At 61.9% G+C, this 23,606-nt stretch carries 23 protein-coding genes; 13 read left to right on the top strand and 10 right to left on the bottom strand.

The genetic code is table 11. The annotated features are described in order from the left end of the window. Positions 1 to 105: 105 nt before the first annotated feature. Entirely contained in the window at positions 106 to 489 is a 384-nt protein-coding gene (locus tag IT775_RS06410; RefSeq protein ID WP_212700260.1) for a VOC family protein, read from the bottom strand. Positions 490 to 567: 78 nt separating this feature from the next. Here IT775_RS06410 and soxR point away from each other — a divergent pair, with 78 nt between their 5' ends. From soxR to IT775_RS06395, 3 genes are all read left to right on the top strand, one after another. Continuing rightward, on the top strand, positions 568 to 1,053 hold the full coding sequence (gene soxR, locus IT775_RS06405; RefSeq protein WP_212700259.1) for a redox-sensitive transcriptional activator SoxR: 486 nt from the start codon (positions 568 to 570) through the stop codon (positions 1,051 to 1,053). 103 nt (positions 1,054 to 1,156) lie between these two features. Further along, a complete protein-coding gene (locus IT775_RS06400) occupies positions 1,157 to 2,803 on the top strand; it encodes an electron transfer flavoprotein-ubiquinone oxidoreductase (RefSeq protein WP_212700258.1) in 1,647 nt (548 codons plus the stop codon). Positions 2,804 to 2,966: 163 nt separating this feature from the next. Next, the gene (locus tag IT775_RS06395) at positions 2,967 to 3,779 is read left to right on the top strand and encodes an abortive infection family protein (protein WP_212700257.1); all 813 of its coding nucleotides are present in this window, start codon (positions 2,967 to 2,969) and stop codon (positions 3,777 to 3,779) included. A gap of 10 nt (positions 3,780 to 3,789) precedes the next feature. On the opposite strand, the gene IT775_RS06390 is transcribed toward IT775_RS06395, so the two are convergent. Next, positions 3,790 to 5,469 carry an IS1 family transposase gene (locus IT775_RS06390; RefSeq protein ID WP_212700256.1) on the bottom strand — a complete coding sequence of 560 codons (1,680 nt, stop codon included), beginning with the start codon at positions 5,467 to 5,469 and terminating at the stop codon, positions 3,790 to 3,792. 300 nt (positions 5,470 to 5,769) lie between these two features. On the opposite strand from IT775_RS06390, the gene IT775_RS06385 reads away from it, so the two are divergent. After that, complete coding sequence (locus IT775_RS06385) at positions 5,770 to 7,485, top strand: tetratricopeptide repeat protein (RefSeq protein ID WP_212700255.1); 1,716 nt, start codon at positions 5,770 to 5,772, stop codon at positions 7,483 to 7,485. Beyond that, positions 7,472 to 8,290: a 4-(cytidine 5'-diphospho)-2-C-methyl-D-erythritol kinase gene (locus tag IT775_RS06380; RefSeq protein ID WP_212700254.1), complete on the top strand. Its 819-nt coding sequence runs from the start codon at positions 7,472 to 7,474 to the stop codon at positions 8,288 to 8,290. The genes IT775_RS06385 and IT775_RS06380 overlap by 14 nt, the downstream gene beginning before the upstream one ends. On the opposite strand, the gene IT775_RS06375 is transcribed toward IT775_RS06380, so the two are convergent. After that, complete coding sequence (locus tag IT775_RS06375) at positions 8,283 to 9,284, bottom strand: polyprenyl synthetase family protein (RefSeq protein WP_212700253.1); 1,002 nt, start codon at positions 9,282 to 9,284, stop codon at positions 8,283 to 8,285. The two genes, IT775_RS06380 and IT775_RS06375, sit on opposite strands and share 8 nt — an antisense overlap. Positions 9,285 to 9,338: 54 nt before the next feature. Here IT775_RS06375 and IT775_RS06370 point away from each other — a divergent pair, with 54 nt between their 5' ends. The 3 genes from IT775_RS06370 (at position 9,339) to IT775_RS06360 (ending at position 10,582) form a co-directional block, all read left to right on the top strand. Then, positions 9,339 to 9,554 (top strand): putative signal transducing protein, encoded by a 216-nt coding sequence (locus IT775_RS06370; RefSeq protein WP_212700252.1) that lies wholly within the window; start codon positions 9,339 to 9,341, stop codon positions 9,552 to 9,554. Beyond that, a complete protein-coding gene (locus tag IT775_RS06365; RefSeq protein ID WP_212700251.1) occupies positions 9,547 to 10,299 on the top strand; it encodes a tRNA1(Val) (adenine(37)-N6)-methyltransferase in 753 nt (250 codons plus the stop codon). The genes IT775_RS06370 and IT775_RS06365 overlap by 8 nt, the downstream gene beginning before the upstream one ends. A gap of 109 nt (positions 10,300 to 10,408) precedes the next feature. Further along, the gene (locus IT775_RS06360; RefSeq protein ID WP_212700250.1) at positions 10,409 to 10,582 is read left to right on the top strand and encodes a YdcH family protein; all 174 of its coding nucleotides are present in this window, start codon (positions 10,409 to 10,411) and stop codon (positions 10,580 to 10,582) included. Here the strand turns inward: IT775_RS06360 and yddG are convergent, their stop codons facing one another. Next, positions 10,583 to 11,446 carry an aromatic amino acid exporter YddG gene (yddG, locus tag IT775_RS06355; RefSeq protein WP_212700249.1) on the bottom strand — a complete coding sequence of 288 codons (864 nt, stop codon included), beginning with the start codon at positions 11,444 to 11,446 and terminating at the stop codon, positions 10,583 to 10,585. Then, positions 11,443 to 12,390 carry a transcriptional regulator GcvA gene (locus tag IT775_RS06350; RefSeq protein WP_212700248.1) on the bottom strand — a complete coding sequence of 316 codons (948 nt, stop codon included), beginning with the start codon at positions 12,388 to 12,390 and terminating at the stop codon, positions 11,443 to 11,445. Before IT775_RS06350 ends, yddG begins: the two co-directional genes overlap by 4 nt. Positions 12,391 to 12,498: 108 nt before the next feature. Between IT775_RS06350 and IT775_RS06345 the strand changes: the two genes are divergently transcribed. After that, complete coding sequence (locus IT775_RS06345; RefSeq protein WP_212700247.1) at positions 12,499 to 12,651, top strand: hypothetical protein; 153 nt, start codon at positions 12,499 to 12,501, stop codon at positions 12,649 to 12,651. Positions 12,652 to 12,724: 73 nt separating this feature from the next. On the opposite strand, the gene phbB is transcribed toward IT775_RS06345, so the two are convergent. The 4 genes from phbB to IT775_RS06325 all read right to left on the bottom strand — a co-directional run bounded on the left by phbB (position 12,725) and on the right by IT775_RS06325 (position 16,449). Then, positions 12,725 to 13,447, bottom strand: a complete 723-nt coding sequence (gene phbB / locus IT775_RS06340; RefSeq protein ID WP_212700246.1) for an acetoacetyl-CoA reductase — start codon at positions 13,445 to 13,447, stop codon at positions 12,725 to 12,727. 208 nt (positions 13,448 to 13,655) lie between these two features. Next, positions 13,656 to 14,831 carry an acetyl-CoA C-acetyltransferase gene (locus IT775_RS06335; RefSeq protein ID WP_212700245.1) on the bottom strand — a complete coding sequence of 392 codons (1,176 nt, stop codon included), beginning with the start codon at positions 14,829 to 14,831 and terminating at the stop codon, positions 13,656 to 13,658. A gap of 173 nt (positions 14,832 to 15,004) precedes the next feature. Next, positions 15,005 to 15,841, bottom strand: a complete 837-nt coding sequence (locus IT775_RS06330) for an EAL domain-containing protein (RefSeq protein WP_212700244.1) — start codon at positions 15,839 to 15,841, stop codon at positions 15,005 to 15,007. A gap of 83 nt (positions 15,842 to 15,924) precedes the next feature. Continuing rightward, positions 15,925 to 16,449 carry a TlpA disulfide reductase family protein gene (locus IT775_RS06325; protein WP_246525373.1) on the bottom strand — a complete coding sequence of 175 codons (525 nt, stop codon included), beginning with the start codon at positions 16,447 to 16,449 and terminating at the stop codon, positions 15,925 to 15,927. 60 nt (positions 16,450 to 16,509) lie between these two features. On the opposite strand from IT775_RS06325, the gene argH reads away from it, so the two are divergent. From argH to IT775_RS06305, 4 genes are all read left to right on the top strand, one after another. Next, the gene (argH, locus tag IT775_RS06320; protein ID WP_212700242.1) at positions 16,510 to 17,901 is read left to right on the top strand and encodes an argininosuccinate lyase; all 1,392 of its coding nucleotides are present in this window, start codon (positions 16,510 to 16,512) and stop codon (positions 17,899 to 17,901) included. Beyond that, positions 17,898 to 18,038, top strand: coding sequence for an argininosuccinate lyase (locus IT775_RS06315; protein ID WP_212700241.1), 141 nt, complete (start codon positions 17,898 to 17,900; stop codon positions 18,036 to 18,038). The genes argH and IT775_RS06315 overlap by 4 nt, the downstream gene beginning before the upstream one ends. Before the next feature lie 207 nt (positions 18,039 to 18,245). Further along, on the top strand, positions 18,246 to 19,511 hold the full coding sequence (gene lysA, locus IT775_RS06310; RefSeq protein WP_212700240.1) for a diaminopimelate decarboxylase: 1,266 nt from the start codon (positions 18,246 to 18,248) through the stop codon (positions 19,509 to 19,511). Positions 19,512 to 19,544: 33 nt separating this feature from the next. Beyond that, positions 19,545 to 22,100 (top strand): TIGR02302 family protein, encoded by a 2,556-nt coding sequence (locus tag IT775_RS06305; protein WP_212700239.1) that lies wholly within the window; start codon positions 19,545 to 19,547, stop codon positions 22,098 to 22,100. A gap of 55 nt (positions 22,101 to 22,155) precedes the next feature. Here IT775_RS06305 and IT775_RS06300 read toward each other — a convergent pair whose 3' ends face one another. Then, positions 22,156 to 23,454, bottom strand: a complete 1,299-nt coding sequence (locus IT775_RS06300; protein WP_212700238.1) for a sensor histidine kinase — start codon at positions 23,452 to 23,454, stop codon at positions 22,156 to 22,158. Positions 23,455 to 23,606 lie beyond the last annotated feature (152 nt).

Genomic DNA, 23,606 nt, shown 5'->3' with positions numbered 1-23,606 from the left:
TTTTCATTCGTGTCGAATTACCTGAACCAATGCATGGGTATAATGCAAGGGGGTGGCGCAGGTTGCAGCGCGAAATATCGCCAGAATCTCCGATGGGGCGGATTGCTACGCATAGCTGACAACCTCGAATTCGATGCCGTCACCGTCCAGGAAATAAAACCGCCGCCCCGGTTCGTAATCGGCGTGATTGATCGGGGTGAAGCCGGCCGCCTTCACCCGCGTCTCGATCGCGTCGATGTCGTCGACCACCACGGCGACGTGATTCATCCCGCCGATGGTGCGGTAACGCGATGTGGTCGCCTTTTTCGGAGCGACCGGCGGGGCATAGACCGCGACATAGCTGTCATCCGATCCGACATGGATCGTGTAGCCATCATCTATCGCGGCGCCCTGCCAGCGGATGTGCCAGCCGAAAACATCGCAAAGCCACTTTGCCGTGGCTTTGGGGTCGGTGACGGTGAAATTGGCATGTTCCAGTTGAACGGTCATATGGGAATCCTTTGCGGTTGATTTTCAATCCTGATGCAGGCTAAAATCTAAACCTAACTTTAGGTCAAGGATTTAGAGTTGTCTGAAAACAGGGGCTTAAGGCAGAAGGCCGGGTTGCCCATCGGGGCACTGGCAGAGCGCACGGGATTGGCTGTTTCGGCGATCCGTTACTACGAATCGCAGGGTTTGATAACCGCATGGCGCAATGCGGGCGGTCAGCGCCGTTTCGAACGGGCGGATATAAGGCGGCTGTCTTTCGTGATGATCGCGCAGAAATTCGGCTTCACCATCGCCGAGATCCGCGACCTGCTGAACAGCCTGCCGGATGGCCGCGCCCCGACCCCCGCCGATTGGCGGCGGATTTCCGGGCAGTTCCGGCAGGCGCTGGACCAGCGGATAGCGACTCTGGAAAAACTGCGCGACAACCTGGATGGCTGTATTGGTTGTGGCTGCCTGTCACTGCCCAAATGCGCGTTGTATAACGCGCAGGACCGTGCAGGTGAAAAGGGCGCAGGGCCGCGTTATTTGATGGGAGACAGCCCAGATGACAGCGATAACAATTGAATTCAGGCTGTTTTAACGCTTCGTCCTGATTGACGTACAATGCTGCAGCGCGGTAACCACTTCCGAAATTAAATTACGCGCCGGATCCAGAGGAGGGCCCCCCATGTCGGAAATCGAACGGGAAGCGATGGAATATGACGTAGTGATCGTGGGTGCGGGGCCGGCCGGCCTGTCAGCCGCGATCCGCCTGAAGCAGCTGGATGCCGATCTGGATGTTGTCGTGCTGGAAAAAGGCTCGGAAGTGGGGGCGCATATCCTGTCCGGCGCGGTGCTGGATCCTTGCGGACTCGACGCGCTGATCCCCGACTGGAAGGAAAAGGGCGCGCCGCTGAACGTCCCGGTGAAGGAAGACAATTTCTACATGCTGGGTGAAGCCGGCGAGGTTCGGGTGCCGAATTGGCCGATGCCGCCCTTGATGAACAACCACGGCAACTACATCGTGTCGATGGCCAATGTCTGCCGCTGGATGGCCGAGCAGGCCGAGGAGCTGGGGGTGGAGATTTTCCCCGGCATGGCCTGTTCCGAACTGGTCTATGGCGACAAGGGCACGATCAAGGGCGTGGTTGCCGGCGAATTCGGCAAGAACCCCGACGGCACCCCCGGACCGGGCTATGAGCCAGGGATGGAACTGCACGGCAAATACGTGTTCCTGTCCGAAGGCGTGCGCGGAAGCCTGTCCAAGCAGGTGATCGAACGCTACGGCCTGTCCGACGGCAAGGAGCCGCAGAAATTCGGCCTCGGCATGAAGGAAATCTGGGAAATCGACCCGGCCAAGCACCGCGAAGGCACGGTGACCCACACCATGGGCTGGCCGCTGGGCAGCAATGCAGGCGGCGGATCGTTCATCTATCACCTGGACAATAACCAGGTCTATGTCGGTTTCGTGGTGCACCTGAACTACAAGAACCCGCACCTGTTCCCCTACATGGAATTCCAGCGCTTCAAGCATCACCCGATGGTGGCCGAGCTGCTGAAGGGCGGCAAGCGCGTCGCCTACGGTGCGCGGGCGATTTCCGAAGGCGGGTACCAGTCGATGCCGCAGATGGTGGCGCCCGGCGTGGCGCTGCTGGGCTGTTCGGTCGGCATGGTCAACGTGCCGCGGATCAAGGGCAACCACAACGCCATGCTGTCGGGCAAGGCCGCGGCCGAAGCCGCGCATGCGGCGATCAAGGCGGGCCGCTCGGGCGACGAGCTGCACGATTACGAAGCAGAAGTCCGTAAGGGCGCGATCGGCAAGGACCTGAAGAAGGTCCGCAACGTGAAACCGCTGTGGTCGAAATTCGGCCTCACCGCGTCGCTGGCACTGGGCGGCTTCGACATGTGGACAAACACGCTTGGCTTCTCGCTGTTCGGCACGCTGAAGCATGGCAAGACCGATGCGGCATCGACCGAACCGGCCTCGGTGCACAAGCCGATCGATTATCCGAAGCCGGATGGCACGCTCAGCTTCGACCGGCTGACCAATGTCAGCTTCTCGTTCACCAACCACGAGGAAAGCCAGCCCAGCCATCTGCAGCTGAAGGACCCGACGGTGCCGATTTCCAATAACCTGCCGATGTATGACGAACCGGCGCAGCGCTACTGCCCGGCCGGCGTCTACGAGGTGGTGGAAAAGGACGGCACGAAGGAGTTCGTGGTCAACTTCCAGAACTGCGTCCACTGCAAGACCTGCGACATCAAGGATCCGGCCCAGAACATCAACTGGTGCACGCCGCAGGGCGGTGACGGGCCGAATTATCCGAATATGTGACAAGAAGGGCGGCCAACGGGCCAGCCCTTTACCAAATGTGTTTCACCAAAGAGCGCCTGCTACCAGGCGCTCTTTTTCTTTGAGAAATCACGGATTAGCGCTTCCTTTGCGGGCAAACCGGCCAATATTAGTGCCATAACGAACTGACAGGCTTGATAAAATAATGACACCACATCCCGGCAAACGGCTTACAAAGGTCGATATCCGTAAGCTTGACGATGCCTTCGACATGCATGGGGGATATGTCCTCGATTTCAGTGATGCCACCATGGCTGAGTGGTTCGAAATTGAACTTGGTCTCGATCTGGAGCAGGAGAAATACCGCAGGATTGGTGGATCTAAGGCAAAGAGGTTGCGTGAGTTCATCCTGATCGAGCCTCCGGCATTGGTTGGTCGGGTACTGCGAGCGCTTTGGAAATACCGAGTCGAGGAATCAGAGTGTGCAAAAGGAGACCCTGAGGAAGAGAAACGGGTCGAACGGCGTCTGTTTGAGTTCATTCAGAAGCTCGAGGGGGATGACAGTGCAGCCGCCACAGACGCATTCGAGACCTACGAGAAGTGTGAAACGCTTAGTGAATTGGTCGATGGTATCCGCCGGGATCTTGATGCCGGCCGCCATGCCGCCGGGCTTGACCGACTGCACCTATATTGCATGAAAAGGTTTGCTTACCTTTTGCAATCAAGGGGCGGTGATTATTTGCGGGATGATCCCCTCCACTCTCGCGCCGGGAAATACATCAAGCTGCTTGCACAGGATGTTGAACTGACAGAGATGATCCTGAATATGTTGAGGTCCAACATCAAGATTTTCGAGCGGTTTAATGGGGTGAGGAATGACCGCTCGTTAGCTCACGACAATGTTCTTTTAGCGGAGGCTGAGGCTCGCTATATTTTCGAAAGCGTCGCAGCTGCCCTTCGCTTCTTCAAATCGGTCGATGGGCTGCATTTTGGCGAGGGTGAGGTGGTGACATCCTAAGATCTGCGTTTCATGAAAACAGATCCTTCGCATCGACCTTTCCCCTGGCCAATCCCAACCCCATCGCTGGGGTTTCCTTTGTGGAGCCACCGCCCATCCAATTGTGGGTGAAGCGATAGATATCGACAATCTTAACCATAGTATCGGGGTTGTAGAGGTAGTGCCGGTGCCAAGCGCGGCCGTTGGCGCTTGGTGTATGTGAGGGGCGCTCAGCCAGCCGCAGATTGCTTCGGATTTTGTGGAAATACGTATCCACGCTTCGCAATGTTGCCAAGCGCATGAGGCGCGCGCGGCGGTCAGGGGCCATGCTCTCTCGGTCGGTCAGTATCCGCATGCACCGATGCGGTTCGGACTTCGTGTGGTATGGCCACTCGAAAGGTGCAGTTAAGGGCATGTCTTCGAGCATGCTCTCCACCAGAATGTCCTTGATCTCATCTTTGGTCCCAGGGTGGAAATCATCGAAGATACGGCGGGGCACATTGCTGTCATCTTCCAGCTGCTTGCGCCCTTCGTTCATCAGCATGTTTCTCTGATCGTTGGACTTTTTCTTGTCGAACTCGACAACGATGACATCAGCCCTCTCTTTCCGGATCCATCCGGCGAAAGCCGAGATGAAGGACATGGCCAGTCCCGGATCCGCGTCGAGGACGAACACGAAGCGCTCCGAGCCTTTACCGAGGAACTGCCGCACCTGGAATGCGTGTGCCATCTGCATAACGTCCTGGCGCACCAGGGCGCCGCTGTGAGGCAACTGCAGCCCCAAATCGACCTCTGGGGCCTCATCGGGGTGAATGGCCACATTGTAGGTCATTTTGTCGAGGTAGCCTTTGAACTCGGTTTCAGACCACAGGCGAGCCTGATCCCGAAACGCTCTCGGTAGGCTGAAGTCCCCTGCGGCAACCATTCTCGCCTCGATGTCCGGCAGTTCGACGGCTGGGTCCAGTTGCAGATGGGCTGCCATGATGTAGCCAGAGTTGGCATGCGCGGTGCAGAGATGCTGAACGGCGATTTGCGCCCTGGTCCGCTTGTTCGGCCAGTTCAAATGAAGCGTTTGAGAATCCGAAGCGAAACGGCGGCCGACTTTCTCCCATTGCACGCGCTTGAAATCAGCCTCTCGCCTTGCTGTGAAGTCGATGACGCGGTCGTGGATGAAGTCGATTTTGCGATATACGTCTCGCGGAGAAAGCTCTGTGAAATCGCAGATTTTGGTGATCGGAACGCCATTGGTGATCATCCACAAAACCTCGCGGTTCGTGTGGCTCCGCTTTTGGCGGCCCAGGCGTGTTCCAGTGGAGAATGTCTTCAGGCAGGATTTGCACTTCCAGCGCTGTGTGCCCTTTTTTGTCGTTCCCGATCTCCGATAGAGATCCGGATACTCGGACTGTGGCCTCCCATGGTTGGGACACTCCTCATTGGAGCAGGCGTCCCGAGGAAACTCCGGACGGAATCTGCGCCGAAGGCGGCGATATTCTTCGACGATCGCTTTATTGTTCTTGATGATTGAGGTTTTCCCGCAGCCGCCGCATTGGAAGGTCTTTTCTTCGCCGGATCCAATGACCCGGCCGCGCGGCATGTTCGGCTTGACCTTGTTCCGGTTTTGACCTCTTCTGTCATATGGGTCCGGAGCTTCTGCGAAGAAATCACATTGGGGATTCCGGCAGAAATTGATGTCGACCGCAAAGGAAGGCAAAGGCAAACGCCTACGAGGCCCTGACGAAGTTCTCTTCGTGGCTTTTCCCACACTTATTCTCCCGGTTGTTCCGAGTTTTTCTTATTATTGTGAGAGCATATTGGCCAGAAACTGGCCAACCGAAGTTTTTATTTGCAACACTTATGGTAAAGGGCTGGGCCAACGGGCCGCCCTTTTCACATCACACTTTATTCATCAGGCCGAAACCCGCCCATAAACCCGCCTATCCCGATTGCCTTCGCTGCGTGGCGCGTTACTCTGTTGCGCAAAGAAACAACAACAAAACGGGTCAAGGGTATGATGAAAAGTTGGGTTGCGCGTGCCGTTCTGTCGGTTGCTCTTGGGCTGGGCGGGATCGCGCCGGTACAGGCGCAGGGATTGGCCGGGTCGTATCTGGCGGCGCGGCAGGCCGACATGACCGCCGACTTCAAGGTCGCGGCGGATTTTTACGCCCGCGCGCTGGCGCGTGACCCGTCCAACCCGGTGCTGCTGGAATCGGCGGCGCGGGCGCAGATGTCGCTGGGCCGGATCGAACGCGCCATTCCGATTGCCCGCAAGATGGAAGCGGACGGATTGCGCAGCCAGATCGCGCAAATGGTCCTGATGGCCGACGATGCCGAAAATACCCGTTTCGAAAAGCTGGCCGAAAGGGCGGCGGCGGATAACGGCGTTGGCCCCCTGGTCGACGGTCTGGTCGCGGCCTGGGCGAAGATGGGCGAAGGTCAGGTATCGGCGGCGCTGGAGCTGTTCGACGTGGTGGCCGAAAAGCGCGGGCTGAAGGGGTTCGCACTGTACCACCGGGCCTTGGCGTTGGCCTCGGTCGGGGATTTCGAATCTGCCGAAGCGATCTTTGCCGAACATATCGGCAGCAGCATGCAACTGACCCGCCGCGGCGCCATCGCGCGGGTGGAAATCCTCAGCCAGCTGGAACGCGGTGACGAAGGCGCGGCCCTGATCGAGGAATTGTTCGGCCCCGATCTGGAACCGGTGCTGCGTGACATGCACGCGGCGCTGAACCGGGGCGAAACCCTGCCGTTCTCGATGATCCGCTCCCCCCGGGATGGCGTGGCGGAGGTGTTCTATTCCGTGGCCGCGGCGCTGAGCGGCGAGGCGGGGCAGGATTACACGCTGTTGTATTCCCGCGTCGCCGAATATCTGCGTCCCGATCATACCGACGCGATCCTGATGAGCGCGGCGTTGCTCGACGATCTGCAGCGCTATGACCTGGCGGTGGAAACCTACAAGAAGGTCGACCGGAACAGCCCGGTCTTTCACGCCGCCGAACTTGGCCGGGCCGAGGCGCTGCGCAGCGCCGGCCGGCTGGATGCGGCGGTGGAAGTGCTGGAACAACTGGCCCGAAGCCAGGGCGATCTTGCCATCGTGCATGTCAATCTGGGCGACCTGATGCGCCAGTTGTCCCGTTTCGAGGACGCCGTGGCGGCCTATGACGATGCGCTGGCGATCTATGACGATGCCGACCCGAGCCAATGGTTCATCTACTATGCCCGCGCGATCAGCTATGAACGGTTGGGTAACTGGGACAATGCGGAGAAGGATTTTCGCACCGCGTTGGAGTTGAATCCGGAGCAGCCGCAGGTACTGAACTATCTGGGCTATTCCCTGGTCGAGCAGCAGATCAAGCTGGACGAGGCGCTGGACATGATCGAACGCGCCGTCGCCGTGCGCCCGGACAGCGGCTATATCGTCGATTCGCTCGGTTGGGCCCTATTCCGCCTTGGTCGCTATGACGAAGCGGTGCCGCATATGGAACATGCCGCCGAACTGATGCCGGTCGATCCGGTGGTGAACGACCACCTTGGTGATGTGCTCTGGGCGGTGGGGCGCCAGCGCGAAGCGGAATTCCAGTGGAAACGCGCCTTGTCCTTCGTCGATTACGAAGACGCCTCGGGCGAGGTCGATCCCGACCGCATCCGGCAGAAGCTGGAAATCGGGCTCGATGCGGTTCTCGCCGCCGAAGGGGCTGCGCCGCTGAAGGTTGCCAATGGAGACAATTGAGGCCTTTGCCCCGGCAAAGGTGAACCTGACCCTGCATGTCACCGGGCAGCGGGAAGACGGGTATCACCTGCTTGATTCGCTGGTGATGTTTGCCGATGTGGGCGACAGGATTTCGCTTCGCCGCGCCGATAAATCATCTCTGACCGTGACCGGCCCGATGGGGCAGGGGGTGCCGACGGGCCCTGAGAACCTTGTCCTCAGGGCGGTCGACCTGATGGGAGAAGCTGCCGATATCACGCTGGAAAAGCATTTGCCGGCCGCCGCCGGGATCGGTGGCGGGTCGTCGGATGCCGCCGCGGTTCTGTCGGCTCTGCGCGATCTGACGGGCAAACCGGTGCCGGATCAGGGCCTGTCACTGGGCGCCGATGTGCCGGTCTGCCTAGCGGGCAAGGCGGCGATCATGCGCGGGATCGGTGAGGATGTGGCGCCGGTGGACGGCCTGCCGGAACTGCATTGCGTTCTGGTCAATCCCGGCGTCGCGGTGCCCACCGGCGCGGTGTTCAAGGGATTGGCGCGCAAGGATAACCCGGCGATGGATTCGCTGCCGGCGCAGCCCGATTTCGCGGCGCTGATAACATGGTTGCAGCGGCAAAGGAACGATCTGGAACGGCCCGCCATCGCCGCGCAGCCGGTCATCGGCGAGGTCCTGCAGGAAATCGCGGCGACCGACGGCTGCCGGATGGCGCGGATGTCGGGATCGGGCGCGACGTGTTTCGGGCTCTACGCCACCGAAGCGCAGGCAAAGGCCGCCGCCGGCCGGTTGCAGCGGGATGGCTGGTGGGTCGCGGCGACGCGGCTCAGCTGATCCGCGCGACCACGTAATCGGCCAGGTCGATCAGCAGCTGGCGCAGACTGTGATCAGGCAGTTCCGCCATCGACTGCTTGGCCTTTTCGGCCCAGTCCAGCGCATCGCGGCGGGTGTCTTCCAGCGCGTTGTGCTTGCGCAGGAGCGCCAGCGCATGATCCAGGTCGCCGTCTTCCTGGCGGCCTTTTTCGATGGTCCGGGTCCAGAAGGCACGTTCTTCGTCATCGGCCTTGGCCACCGCCTTGATCACCGGCAGGGTCAGTTTGCGTTCGCGGAAATCGTCGCCCACGTTCTTGCCGGTGGATTTGCTGTCGCCCTGGTAATCCAGCAGGTCGTCGACAATCTGGAACGCGATCCCCAAAGCGTCGCCATAGGCGTGAAGCGCGTTGATTTCGGATTCATGCGCGTCGGCGATCACGCCGCCCACCTCGGTCGCCGCCGAAAACAGCGCCGCCGTCTTGCCGCGCACCACCTGCAGGTAAACCGCTTCATCGGTGCGCAGATCCTGCGCCGCCGTCAGTTGCAGAACCTCGCCCTCGGCGATGGTGGCGGACGCATTGGCGAGGATGTCGAGAACCCGCAGGTTGCCCGGTTCGACCATCAGCTGGAAAGCGCGCGAAAACAGGTAATCGCCGACCAGAACGCTGGACTTGTTGTCCCACAGCAGGTTCGCGGTGGGGCGGCCACGGCGTTGCGCGCTTTCGTCGACCACGTCGTCATGCAGTAGCGTCGCGGTATGGATGAATTCCACGGTCGCGGCTAGGTGCACGTCGAACACGCCCGCGTAGCCGCACAGTTCGGCCGCAGCCAGCGTCAGCATCGGGCGCAGACGCTTGCCGCCCGCATCGACCAGATGCGCGGTCACTTCAGGAATGCGTGGGGCGTGTTTGGACGCCATCCGGTCATGGATCAGAGAATTCACCGCCTTCATTTTCGCGTCGAGATGCGCGGCCAGAAGCTCGTGCGGCTTGGTCGATGCTTGATCCAGGTTCATCACAACCCCGTACATGGCTCGACAAACCGAAGCGCATGCCCTTAATTCCCCAATATGAAACAATTGCTTCGCACAACCGACCCCACCGTGATCGCCTTTGCCAAAGCCCTGCTTCAGGGCGAGGGTATAGACTGCTTTGAAATGGACGTAAATATGAGCGTTCTCGAGGGCAGCATCGGCATTTTGCCGCGCCGTCTGATGGTGCGGGAGGAAGATCACGCCCGCGCCGCACGGGTGTTGCAGGACAACGATATCGCGCTCGATGGATGATCTGACCCATACCGATTTTCTGGGCGGGCGGGTTCAGGCCTGGCAGCCCGCGCGGGGATACCGCGCCGGTGTCGATGCGGTGCTGCTGGCGGCCTCGGTCGATGCGGCGCCGGGGCAAAGCGTGCTCGAACTGGGGTGCGGCGTCGGGGTCGCGTCGCTGTGCCTGCTGTCGCGGGTCGAGGGGCTTCGGGCCTGCGGGCTGGAAATTCAGGATGCCTATGCCGACCTGGCCCGCCGCAATGCGCAAGAAGCGGGGGCGGATTTCGAGGTGGTGACCGGGGATCTGACGGCGATGCCCGCCACCCTGCGCGAACGGCAATTCGATCACGTTTTCGCCAATCCACCCTATTTCAAGCGCGATGCCTCGGTCGCGGCGGCCGATCCGGGGCGGGACATGGCGCTTGGCGGGGATACCCCAATCGAGCTGTGGGTCGAGGCAGCGGCGAAGCGGGTCCGGCCCAAGGGCACGGTCACCTTCATCCAGCGGGTCGAAAGGTTGCCGGAACTTCTCTGCGCCATGCAGGCGCGGCTGGGCAGCCTGCAGTTGATGCCGATCACGCCGCGGCAGGGGCGCGAATCACAACTGTTCCTGATCCGGGGCCGAAAGGGCGGGCGGGCAGGCTTTCGCCTGCACGCCGGTATCCTGATGCATGAGGGCGAGACGCATCAGCGGGATGGAGAAAGCTATACTTCTGAAATCCTTGCCGTACTGAGAGAGGGGGCGGCGCTGCCCTTTCCCGGGTGATAGTGTCGCGGGCTTAAGCGCTTCTTTGCCGTATTCTGCATCGCGGCGTGACAGCGTGAAAAAGTTGTGATGCACTCGTCATATAGTTTTCATAGAGAGGAGAATGCTTATGCCCTTGAGTTCGCATATTGAGGAGCTGAAGAAGAAACACCTTACCCTCTCGCAGCAGGTCGAACAGGCACAGAGATCGCCGGGAACCCCTGATGCGGAAATCTCCGAAATGAAAAAACAGAAGCTGCGGCTTAAGGAAGAAATCGAACGGCTGTCCTCGGAAATGGTCTGATCAGTCCGACAGGCTGGCGCGCGCGGCCAAAGCCGCGCCGCCGGTGATAAGGACCGCCGCCAATCCCAAAGTCCAGCTTGGGGCTGCGATCCCGAACCCCACCAGCGCCAGGGTCGACAACAAAGGCGCCGCATAGGAAGAAACGCCCAAGAGCTGTATATCGCCGCGTTTCACCCCGATATCCCAGACATAGAAGGCAAGGCCGACCGGCCCCAGCCCCAAAGCCAGCGCCGATCCCCAGCCGATCGCGCCCTGCGGCCAGACGGTGTCTTCGATTGCCAGATGCAGCAGCACCGACAAAATGGCCGTCGCGATGCAGAACACCGCGACCGATTCGGTGGGGGCAGTGCCGACCCGGCGCGACAGCACCGAATAGCCCGACCATGTCAGCGCGCAGCCCAGGGCCAGAAGGTATCCCGGCAGCGCCGCCGCGTCGAAACCGCTGCCGCCGCCCTGAATGATCAAGGCCGCGCCGAGAAACCCGATGATGCCGCCAAGAAAGTGCCCCGGCTTCAGCCGTTCACCGGGAAGCAGCCCGGAAAACAGCACAATCAGCAGTGGCCAGAGATAGGCGATCAGCCCGGCCTGCGCCGGCGGGGCCAGCCGCAGCGCGCTGAAATAGAGCGCGTGATAGCCGAACAGACCCAGCGTGCCGAAGGCATAGACCCGCAACGGCACCGACCGCAGCCGCGGCACGCCGCCGCTGGCGATGGTCCAGACCAATCCCAACGCGCCGCCGATGCCGAAACAGATCGCGTTCAGCAGCAGCGGCGGGGTGGGGGCCGTTCCCACGGTGAACAGTGCCAGGAGCGCCCAAAGCAACACGGCGATGAAACCGATGGCGGTGGCGTGCTGGCGTGTCATGCTGCGGGGATATCCTTGACCGGGATGATGGTGAAATCATCCGAGATATGCGCGGTTCTTTCGATCTCGGCAAGGAACCAGTCGCGGAAGGCGGCGATCTGTGGCCGGGTTTCGGCCCCGCGCTGGCACAGGAAGCGGAAACGCGCCTCGGTCTCGATGGCCACCTTGAACGGCGCGACCAGCCGGCCTTCCAGCAGGTCCTTGATGATCATCGGGCGGCGGCCCAAGGCGACGCCGACCCCGGCGCAGGCGGCATCGACGGCGTGATCCGCATTGGAAAAATGTGCGCCGCGTGCCGGGGTGAATTCCACGCCCACAGCACGAAACCAGGTCGGCCAGTTGCAGGGCGGGTCGAGGAAATCGATCGAATCGTCATGGATCAGCGGCGCGTCCGTCAGGCTTTCGGGCGTGGTGTACTTCCGGGCCAGTTCGGGCGTCATGACCGGGGTCAGCCATTCCTTGCGCACCGGTACCGAATACAGCCCCTCGTCGACGCCATAGCCGAAGCGGATCGCCACATCGACCTCATCCCGTTCCAGATCGGCCATCCGCAGGTTGGCGGAAATGCGCAGCTCGATTTCCGGATAGGCGCGGGCGAAATCGTAAAGCCGCGGCGCTAGCCATTTCGCCGTCATTGCGGGCCCCGCGGTTACCGTCAGTGTCGTGTTGTCCTGCAGCCGTTGAGTGGCGCGCCACGCAGCTGTCAGCGTCTGGAAGCCCTCGGAGGTTCCCGGAGCGAGTGTCTTGCCCGCTTCGGTCAGGTCCACCGCCCGGTTCCGCCGGATGAACAGCGTTGTGCCCAGATGCACTTCCAGCGATTTGATCTGAAACGACAGCGCGGCAGGGGTTACGTGCAATTCCTCCGCCGCCTTGGCGAAGGACATGTGGCGCGCGGCGGCCTCGAAGGCGCGCAGGGCCGTCAATGGGGGCAGGCGATCCGTCATTTCAATTAAGTAATACTTAACTGAAGGGCTTAAAAGTCTCGTTTGTCGCTTTTTGTTCAGAGGCGCATATTGATCACAGTTCAGTAACTCTTATCCAAGAGGTCCGCCATGATCGAAACCGCCCATAACGCCCGCTTCGCCCAAGCCTTGGAAGCCGCCCATATCGAACGCGCCAATGCCTTCCGTGCGGTCTTTGCCTGGCTTTTCGCCAGCAATTCCGTTCCGCTGGCCCCGCAGGGCCTTACGGAACCGTGCCGCTGACCCGACCCGGTCTTACGACACGCAAAAGGGCCGGTCGCTGGACCGGCCCTTGGTTTTTTTGGAGTAAAGGGTCTTAGACGAAGAACTGACCGCCGTTGGCCGAGATGGTCGAGCCGTTGATGAAGCCCGCGTCGTCGGAGGCGAGGAACACAACGCAGCGCGCGATTTCTTCCGGTTCGCCCAGTCGACCGGTCGGGATCTGTGCGACGATCGAATCGCGCACCTTTTCCGGCACCGCCATCACCATTTCGGTGGCGATGTAGCCGGGGCAGATCGCGTTGGCGGTGATGCCGGCGCGCGCGCCTTCCTGTGCCAGCGATTTCACGATGCCCAGATCGCCCGCCTTGGTGGCGGCATAGTTGACCTGCGCGAACTGGCCCTTCTGGCCGTTGATCGAGCTGATCACGATAACACGGCCGAATTTGCGTTCCCGCATGCCCGGCCAGATCGGGTGCACGGTGTTGAACACGCCGGTCAGGTTGGTGTCGATCACCTGGTGCCACTGTTCCGGAGTCATCTTGTGGAACGGCGCGTCGCGGGTGATGCCGGCATTGGCGACGACAACGTCGATCGGGCCCAGATCCGCTTCGACCTTGGCGATCCCGGCCTTCGATTCCTCGTAATCGGCCACGTTCCACTTGTAGGTCTTGATCCCGGTTTCCGCGGTGAAAGTCGCGGCTGCCTCATCGTTGCCGGCATAGGTCGCCGCGACCTCGTAGCCTTCGGCTTTCAGCGCCTTGGAAATTGCTGCGCCGATGCCGCGAGATCCGCCGGTGACGAGTGCGATTCGAGCCATGATATCCTCCAGTTTTGCAAATCGTGTTGGTAACACTGTTACTTTGGTGTTGAAGATTGCGCAATATTATTGCGCGTTGAAATCGGGCCTTTCAGGCGTTTTTTTCGCAGTTGCGGCATTGTGTCCAAAAAAGCGGCTGCCTGGTGGCCTTAAAAAAAGGGGCACCGTTGGGTGCCCCTTGATATATCGTTGCGTCCTGCATTTCCGCTTATGGCCGTTCCAGGCACATGGCCACGCCCATGCCGCCGCCGATGCAGAGCGTGGCGAGACCCTTCTTCGCCTCGCGCCGCTTCAGTTCGAACAAAAGCGTGTTCAGGATGCGGCAACCGCTTGCGCCGATCGGGTGGCCGATGGCGATGGCGCCGCCGTTCACGTTGACGATCGACGGATCCCAGCCCATGTCCTTGTTCACTGCGCAGGCCTGCGCCGCGAAGGCTTCGTTGGCTTCGACCAGGTCCAGGTCGCCGACGGCCCAGCCGGCTTTGTCCAGTGCCTTGCGCGACGCGGCGATCGGGCCGACGCCCATGATCGACGGGTCGACGCCTGCGGTGGCGTAGGAGGCGATTCGCGCCAGCGGTTCCAGCCCGCGCTTCTCGGCTTCCTCGGCGGTCATCAGCAGCACGGCAGCGGCGCCGTCGTTGATGCCCGATGCGTTGGCGGCGGTGACGGAGCCGTCCTTGGTGAAGGCCGGGCGCAGTTTCTGCATCGCCTCGATGGTGGCGCCGTGGCGGATGTATTCATCCTTGTCGACGACGATCTCGCCCTTGCGGGTCTTGATGGTGAAGGAGATCACCTCGTCGTCGAATTTGCCCGCGTTCTGGGCCGCTTCGGCCTTGTTTTGCGAGGCAACGGCGAATTCGTCCTGCATGTCGCGGCTGATCTGCCACTTTTCGGCGACGTTTTCCGCGGTCTGGCCCATGTGGTAGCCGTTGAAAGCGTCCCACAACCCATCGCGGATCATCGAATCGATGTATTTCACGTCGCCCATTTTCACGCCCGCGCGCAGATGCGCGACGTGGGGGCTGAGCGACATGCTTTCCTGGCCGCCCGCGGCGACGATGGCCGCATCGCCCAGCTGAATGTGCTGAGCGCCCAGAGCCACGGCGCGCAGGCCGGAACCGCAAACCTGGTTGATGCCCCAGGCGGCGCTTTCGATCGGCAGACCGGCATTGACATGGGCCTGACGGGCCGGGTTCTGGCCCTGACCTGCGGTCAGAACCTGACCAAGGATCGTTTCGGACACTTCGGATTTGTCGATGCCGGCGCGCTCGACGATCGCTTCCAGAACCGCAGTGCCCAGGTCATGGGCCGGGGTGTTCGCAAAAGAGCCGCTGAAAGAGCCGACAGCCGTCCGGGCCGCCGAAACGATTACAACATTGGTCATATCATCCTCCACCAATTTCCGGGTCGAGGAGCGCAGCGGCCGCGCGGTCGTCGCGGGCCCGAGACTCCCCGCCTTGCCTGCCGTCATAGATTATTCGCCGCGCTGCGGCAACCACGCAGCGATACGACGTAGGGACGAAACACGGAAACTTGTTGCGGTGCAGCAATATTTTGTCACCCCACCCGGCGCGCTTCATCCCGCCAACTCTTCTTCAGAGACGGGGCTCCGAACAGATATCCCTGCAGACAATCGATCCCGTGCTGTGCGAACCATTCCGCTTCTTCGGGGGCTTCGATGCCGCTGGCGACGGTCAGCATGTCGAAATGCCCGGCGACCATGTTCAGCGCCGAAATCAGCACCTGGTTGTCGGGATCGCGGTGGACATGGCGGCAGAATTCGCCGCTGATTTTCAGGATGTCGAAGTGGAATTCGCGGAAATAACGAAGCGAGGTCGCGCCGGCTCCGAAGTCGTCCAGCGCGAAGGCGATGTTCTTGTTGCGGACGTGATCCATGAACGGGGTGACCAGTTCCGGCACCATCATCGCCGAGGCTTCGCTGATTTCCAGAATCAGTCTTTCGCCGATGGTCGGATCCCGGGCCAGCCCGCGTTCCAGGCTTTCCATCCAGCGCGGATAACCGGCCGATCGCAGCGACATGTTGATCGACAGCCGGATATCCGGCGCATCGGCCAAAACCTCCAGTCCTTGTTCCAGCGCGACGCAGTCGATCATCCGACCGATTTCGGTGTTTTCCACGTGGTCGATGAAATCCTTGGCAGGGATGATCCGTTCGGTTTCGTCGAAAACGCGCATCAAGCCTTCGTAGAAGGCCACCCGGTCGGGCCTGCCCGCTTCGACGACCGGCTGGAAGGCCAGCGCCGCCTCGTTATGGCGCAGCGCATCCTCGACCATTTTCAGCACGTTGCGGTCCCGCTGCGTCGTGGCATAGTTCAGCGGGTTGTCATGCCCTTCCGGGATGTCAGCGAATTCTCCGAATTTCCTACCCGTCATGTCACCCTCTCTGTCTCGCGAGGGTCAGGGTGGGTCAAATTGGCTAACTGCCTGTTAAATTTAAAATTTGAATGACCTCGTGGCTAGCCGCCTGTCCCGATCAGCGCCTCGATCAAGACATGGGCGTCTGCGCCGTTCCAGTCCGCGTCACCGATCAGCCTGCCGATTTCACGTCCTTCCCGGTCCATCAGCACCGAAAGCGGCAATCCGATCACCCCCATGGCGCGGGCCAGTTGCTGTTTGGGGTCGCGGTGCAGAGGCAGGTTTTCAACGCCGGCATCGGCAAAGAATTTCTTCATCGCCGGAACCGGATTGCGCCCGGCGGCGATGGTGACGACCTCGAAATCCTCGCCGCCATAGGTCCCCTGCAGCGCGTCCAGCGCGGGCATTTCGGCGCGGCAGGGCGCGCACCAGGTGGCCCAGAAATTCACCAGCACGTATTTGCCGCGATAGTCGGCCAGCGTCGCCGTGCCGCCGTCTTCGGTGACGAAGGCGACCGCGGGTTTCTCTTTCGGGGTGCTGTGAAGGATCAGCTTCTTCATGTCGCCCTGGCGAAGGTCGCGCAACGTGTCGGCCTCCGTGGCCAGCGATACATTTGCACCAAGCATCAAGGCCGTATAAAGGACCAGAGAGACGAATTTCCGCATATTACCTCCCAAGGGGCAGACATGAGTGACACTTCCTCGAACCAGATGTGGGGCGGCCGCTTTGCCGCCGGTCCGGACGCGATCATGGAGGCGATCAACGCCTCGATCGGGTATGACCAGCGCATGGCTGCGCAGGATATCGCGGGTTCAAGGGCCCATGCCGCCATGCTGGCCGCGACGGGCATCATTAGTGATAGCGACGCCGAGGTCATTCGGGAAGGTCTGCTCACGGTCTTGTCAGAGATCGAGAAGGGTTCCTTCGAATTTTCAACCGCGCTGGAAGACATCCACATGAATGTCGAGGCGCGGCTGAAGCAGCTGATCGGCGAACCGGCCGGCCGGCTGCACACCGCGCGGTCGCGCAACGACCAGGTGGCGACCGATTTCAAGCTCTGGGTCCGCGATCAGATCGATGCCGCGATCGAAGGCATCGAGGCGCTGATCAAGGCGCTGATCGGCCAGGCCGAGGCTGGGTATGACTGGGTGATGCCCGGATTCACCCATCTGCAGACCGCCCAGCCGGTGACTTGGGGCCATCACATGATGGCCTATGTGGAAATGTTCGGCCGCGACCTGTCGCGCTTCCGCGATGCCCGCAAACGGATGAACGAATGCCCGCTGGGATCGGCGGCGCTGGCGGGGACGTCCTTCCCGATCGACCGGCACATGACCGCCTCGGCGCTCGGCTTCGACCGGCCCACGGCCAATTCGCTCGATGCGGTGGCGGATCGCGATTTCGCGCTGGAATTCCTGTCCTGCGCCTCGCTGACCGCCATGCACCTGTCGCGCTTCGCCGAGGAACTGGTGATCTGGTCATCGGCCCAGTTCCGCTTCGTCACCATGTCGGACAAGTGGTCGACCGGATCCTCGATCATGCCGCAGAAACGCAACCCCGACGCGGCGGAACTTCTGCGCGCCAAGATCGGCCGCATCTTCGGTGCCAACGTGGCGCTGATGACGGTGATGAAGGGGCTGCCCTTGGCCTATTCCAAGGACATGCAGGAAGACAAGGAACAGGTGTTCGACGCGGCCGACAACCTGATGCTGGCGCTGGCCGCGATGACCGGCATGGTTAGCGACATGACCGGCAACAAAGAGGCGCTGGCAGCCGCCGCCGGATCCGGGTTCTCGACCGCCACCGACCTTGCCGACTGGCTGGTGCGCGAACTGAACATGCCGTTCCGCGACGCCCATCACGTCACCGGGTCGCTGGTGGCGTTGGCCGAATCCAAGGACTGTGACCTGCCCGACCTGACGCTGGAGGACATGAAATCGGTACACGGGGCGATCACTGAAGCCGTGTTCGGCGTGTTGGGCGTGGACAATTCGGTGGCCTCGCGCATGTCCTATGGTGGCACCGCGCCGGCGCAGGTGCTTGTGCAGATCGAACGCTGGAAGAAGGTGCTGGAATGAAACGGTTTCTGATCCTGATCGCGCTGCTGGGGCTGGCGGCTTGCGGCGCCGACGGTGAACCGACCGCGCCCGCGCCGAAGGCGTCGAAACCCGGTGTCACGGTGTCGGGCGAAGCCACGATCGGGATCGTTTTCTGATCCGGCCTGCGGTGCCGATTGGGGGCCAGCCCCCAAACCCCCGGGATATTTTCGAAAAGAAGAAGCGGTCTTCTTTTGGGTGCGAATGCTCCCGCCGGAGACGAGATTAGACGGGCATGGGCGCGCCGACGGGCGCTCCTTTTGATGAATTGAATTGCCGCGCGGCTGTGGCTATGACGCAGACAACGCAATGAAGGGGCGAAGAAGATGGATCATTTCCTCTATCGAGACGGGGCGCTTTACGCCGAGGATGTGCCGGTAGCCGAGATCGCGGCCGCGGTCGGCACGCCCTTCTATTGCTATTCCACCGCCACGCTGCTGCGCCATTACCGGCTGTTCGACGAGGCCTTGGCGGGGATGAACCACGTGGTTTGCTATGCGATGAAGGCCGCCAGCAACCAGGCGATCCTGAAAACACTGGCGCAGGCCGGGGCGGGCATGGACGTGGTGTCGGGCGGCGAATATGCCCGCGCCATCGCCGCGGGCGTGCCCGGCGACCGCATCGTGTTTTCCGGCGTCGGCAAGTCGCGCGAGGAAATGCGCGCCGCGCTGGAGGGAGGCATCCGCCAGTTCAACCTCGAGTCCGAACCCGAGATGGAGGTTCTCAACGAGGTGGCTGTCGCGATGGGCGTTCGCGCGCCGGTCACCGTGCGGGTGAACCCCGACGTGGACGCCAAGACCCATGCCAAGATCGCCACCGGCAAGAGCGAGAACAAGTTCGGCATCCCGATCGCAAGGGCGCGCGAGGTCTATGCCCGCGCCGCCGAATTGCCGGGGCTGCAGGTGGTCGGAATCGACGTGCATATCGGCAGCCAGCTGACCGATCTGGAACCGTTCCGCCTGGCCTATCGCAAGGTGGCCGAACTGACGCGGGCATTGCGCGCGGACGGGCATGATATTCACCGGCTCGACCTGGGCGGCGGGTTGGGCATTCCCTATACCCGGTCGAACGAGGCGCCGCCGCTGCCGATCGAATACGGCGCGATGATCCGCGAGGAACTGGGCGATCTGGGCTGCGAGATCGAGATCGAACCGGGCCGGCTGATCGCCGGCAATGCCGGTATCATGGTGTCCAGGGTGGTCTATGTGAAATCGGGTGAGGGGCGGGATTTCCTGATCCTCGACGGGGCGATGAACGATCTGGTGCGCCCGGCCATGTACGAGGCGCATCACGATATCGTGCCGGTGGTCGAGCCCGAGGCCGGGACCGAACAGCGCCCCTATGACATCGTGGGCCCCGTTTGCGAAACCGGCGATACCTTCGCCAAGCAGCGGATGATGCCGCCGCTTGTCGCGGGCGATCTGGTCGCTTTCCGGTCGGCCGGGGCGTATGGCGCGGTGATGTCGAGCGAATACAACACCCGGCCGCTGATCCCCGAGGTTCTGGTGAAGGACGATCAATTTGCGGTTATCCGCGCACGTCCGACCTTTGACGAGATGATAAATCGCGATACCATCCCAGAATGGCTGTAGCGCGATCCCCGCGCTCGGCCCCCGGGACAAGGTATGGCTGAGCCGAGAGACGCGTTCACTTCCAAGGTGCGCTGGCCGCTGCGCCTGACATGGGCCGGCTTGATTGCCGAGCGCGTGGCAGGTGCCTTTTGGCCGTTCTGGAGCGTGGCGATGATCTGCCTCGCCCTGCTGATGATGGGCCTGCATCAGACATTGGCGGTGGAACTGGTCTGGGCGGTGATGATCGTGGCGGTTCTGTCGCTGATCCTGTCGGGCTGGTACGGGCTGTGGAAATTTCGCTGGTCGCGCCGGGCCGAGGCCGTGGCGCGCTTGGATGCAACGATGACGGGACGACCGCTGCAGGCGCTTGGCGATGCGCAAGCGATCGGAGCGGGCGATGCCGCGTCTGAGGCGTTGTGGCGCGAGCACCGCAAACGCATGGCGGCGCGGCTCGACGGTGCGCGCGCGGTACACCCCGATCTGAAACTGGCGCGCCGCGATCCCTTCGCGCTGCGTTACGTGGCGCTGCTGGGTGTCGCGGTGGGATTGATGTTCGGATCTCTGGGCCGGATTGGCGATGTCGGCGACTTGGGGCAGGGCAGTCAGGCCCTGGCCGCGGGGCCGGCCTGGGAAGGCTGGATCGAACCTCCGGCCTATACCGGCCTGCCGGTGCTGTATCTGCCCGATCAGGCCGGGGCGGACCTGAGCATTCCCGAAGGCAGCGACATCATCCTGCGATTTTATGGCGAGGTGGGGAGGCTGACCCTTGCCGAAACGGTGTCGGGACGGATCGGCGAAGTGCCGCCCGCTTCGGATCCGGAGCAGAAATTCGCCGTAGCCAAGGACGGCCGGATCGAAATCAACGGCCCCGGCGGCCGGGCTTGGAACGTGGTGCTGCTGCCCGACGCGGCGCCCGGTGTGGCGGTCGCGGGGCCTGCGGAAACCACCTACGAAGGACAGATGAGCCTGCCGTTCGAGGCGACGGACGATTATGGAATCGTCGCGGGCCGGGCGGTGATCGCGCTGGACCTCGATGCCGTCGACCGCCGCTATGGGTTGGGGCTGAACCCCGAAAAGCGCCCGGTGATCGAACGTGACCTGCCGCTGCCCATCGCGGGCAGCCGGGCGGAATTCACCGAATCCCTGATCGATAATTTTTCCGAGCATCCCTGGGCGCATCTGCCGGTGGTCGTAACGCTGGAGGTGTCCGACGAGGCCGGGCAGTCGGGCGTGGGCGAACCGGTGCGGATGGCGCTGCCGGGACGACGGTTCTTCGACCCGCTTGCGGCGGCGGTGATCGAACAGCGCCGCGACCTGCTGTGGAACCGTGACAACGCGGGCCGCGTGGCGCGGGTGCTGCGTGCCGTGTCGTGGGAACCCGAAGAAAGGCTGTTCCTGTCCGAAGCGGATTACCTGCAGTTCCGGGTGATCCTGCGGCGGCTGGAAACCTATGCCAGCGCAGGCATCACCAAAGAACAGCGCGACGAGATCGCTCAGGCGCTGTGGGATTTGGCGGTGCAAATGGAAGACGGCGATATCGACGACGCGCGCGAACGCATGGAACAGGCGCAGGAACGGCTGAACGAAGCGATGAAGCGCGGTGCCAGCGAAAACGAGATTGCCGAGCTGATGCAGGAATTGCGCGACGCGACGCAGGATTACTTGCGGCAATTGTCGCGGCAGGCGCAGCAGGAACGCGACCAGAACGACGAATTCGACAGCGCAGAGAACCAGAATTTCATGCAGATGGATATGAACGATCTGCAGCGGATGATGGACCGGATCCAGGAACTGATGGAACAGGGCCGCATGGCCGAAGCGCAGCAGGCGCTGGAAGAATTGCAGAAGCTGATGGAAAACATGCGGGTGACCCAGGGCGGCGAAGGGCAGGGATCGCCCGGCCAGCAGGCGATGGACAACCTGGCCGAAACGCTGCGTGATCAGCAGGGGCTGTCGGATCAGGCTTTCCGCGACCTGCAGGAGCAGTTCAATCCGGGCGCCAACCGGGGACAGTCGCAGGGAAATCAGGGCCGCAGCGGTGGCGAAGGGCAGGGGCAAAGCCATGACGGACAGGGCGGCCGGGGCGACGGTGCCGGCGACGGCGGCCAGCCCGGAGAGCGCAGTCTTGCAGAGCGTCAGCGTGACCTGCGCGACGAACTGAACCGCCAGCGCGGCAACCTGCCCGGCGAAGGGACCGAAGGCGGGCAGGCGGCACGCGATACGCTGGAACAGGCCGAGCGGGCCATGCGCGGCGCCGAAGATGCTTTGCGCGAGGACGACCTGGCCGGTGCCATCGACAAGCAGGCCGAGGCGATGGATGCGCTGCGCGAAGGCATCCGCAACCTCGGCGAAGCCATGGCCGAGGCGCAGCGCGAACAACAGGGCGGCCAGGGCCAGGCGATGGGAAATGCCGGATCGCAGCAACGCGATCCGCTCGGGCGCAAACCGGGGTCGCGTGGCGTTTTGGGGGGCGATGACAGCCTGCTTCAGGGCGAGGACGTTTATCGCCGGGCACGTGAGCTGCTGGACGAAATTCGCCGTCGTTCGGGCGAAGGTGACCGCTCACAGGATGAACTGGATTACCTCAGGCGCCTGCTGGAACGGTTCTGATCGGCTCAGCCGCCGGGGCGCGGTCGGCCCGGTCACGCGAGAGCGGCGGGATTGGCTATGTTTTGCCGCCGGGGGCGCGGGGCAATTCCACCCAGACATGCGTACCGCCACCGGGGGCCGAAGCGATGCCGATATCGCCGCCCATCGCCTCGACATAGGTTCTGGCGATCGTCAATCCGATCCCGCCGCCTGATTTCGTGCCCAGCGACTGGTCCAGCCGTTCGAAGGGCTGGAAGACCTGTTCGTGCTTTTCGGCCGGAATGCCGGGGCCGTTGTCCTCGACCGATATGCGCAGCTTGTCATCCGCACCGTTGGCCACGATCAGGCGTATCGTGCCCTTTTCGGGAAGGTATTTGCCCGCATTGTCGATCAGCTGGCCCAGAACCTTGGACAGCAGGCTGGCATCGGCCATCACCAGATCGGAACAGTCCTGCCGGGTTTCCACAGTGATGCCCTTCGACCGCAGCACCGCATCGAACGGCGCCAGTTCGGCCCGGACCAGCGCCATCGGAGCCTCGGGGCGCAACGTGACCTCAATCGGGGCGCTGATCAGCGTGGTGTAGGTCAGGCATTTTTCCGTCATCGACAGAATGTCCTGCCCGGCGCGATCGATGTAATCGGCTAGTCTGCGGATATCCGGGGTTGCCTGCGGATGCGCGTGCAACAGATCGGACCCGCCGAGGATAGCGTTCAGCGGCGTGCGGATTTCATGGTTGATCGATGCCAGGAACGCCGACTTGGCCCGGCTGGCCTGTTCTTCAGCGGCAAGCGATTTGCGTAGGGCCTGGGAATACTTATGGGTGACATAGTCGAAATAGGCGAATTCCGCCGCGACGAAGAAGAACACGAGCGCGGCGTGCCAGTAGCCGAAGCCCCTGGAGGTTTCTTCGTCGATCTCGATATATTTCAGGTCGCCGTAATTGGTGAAGACCAGAATGTTCCACAGCAGCAACGGCAGCGCCGACATCGCGGCCACGAGAACCCGGTTCTCGCGCCAGGAAAAGACGATGAAGGGAAGACCCACGAAGGCCAGCAGGACCAGAGGGATGTTGCTGCTGGGATGTTCGAAAAACCCGTCTGCGAACAGCAGCAGATTGGCCGTCAGCAGCATTTGCACGCGTGCCGCGGTATGCCAGCGGGCGCGATGCATGAAAGCCGTCATGGCAAAACTGATCAGTGCGGCAAAGGACAGGGCAGTGGGCGTGCTGGCCTGCAACAGGACGTTTGCGGTGGCGGCATAGGTGGTGAGAGCAATCAGAATCAGCAGGACGACATAGGACGTCCTGATCTGCCGCTCGAACTGGGACGGGGCAGGGAAAAAACCTTTATATATGCATTTGAAGCGCCGGATCACCGCTTTTCCAACTTTACTTGTACCACAGGAACTGGCGCGCCCCGGATTTCGGCATTCGATCCGATTCAGCAGCCATAACTACACAACGGTTGGACCCTTACCTCAGATCGGGATGTTGGGGCGCGCGCCCCTACCAATGCGTAAAAAAAATG

The sequence above is a fragment of the Thalassovita aquimarina genome (genome assembly GCF_018219815.1).
Taxonomy (GTDB): Bacteria; Pseudomonadota; Alphaproteobacteria; order Rhodobacterales; family Rhodobacteraceae; genus Thalassobius; species Thalassobius aquimarinus.
This window is presented reverse-complemented; position numbering and strand designations above follow the sequence as displayed.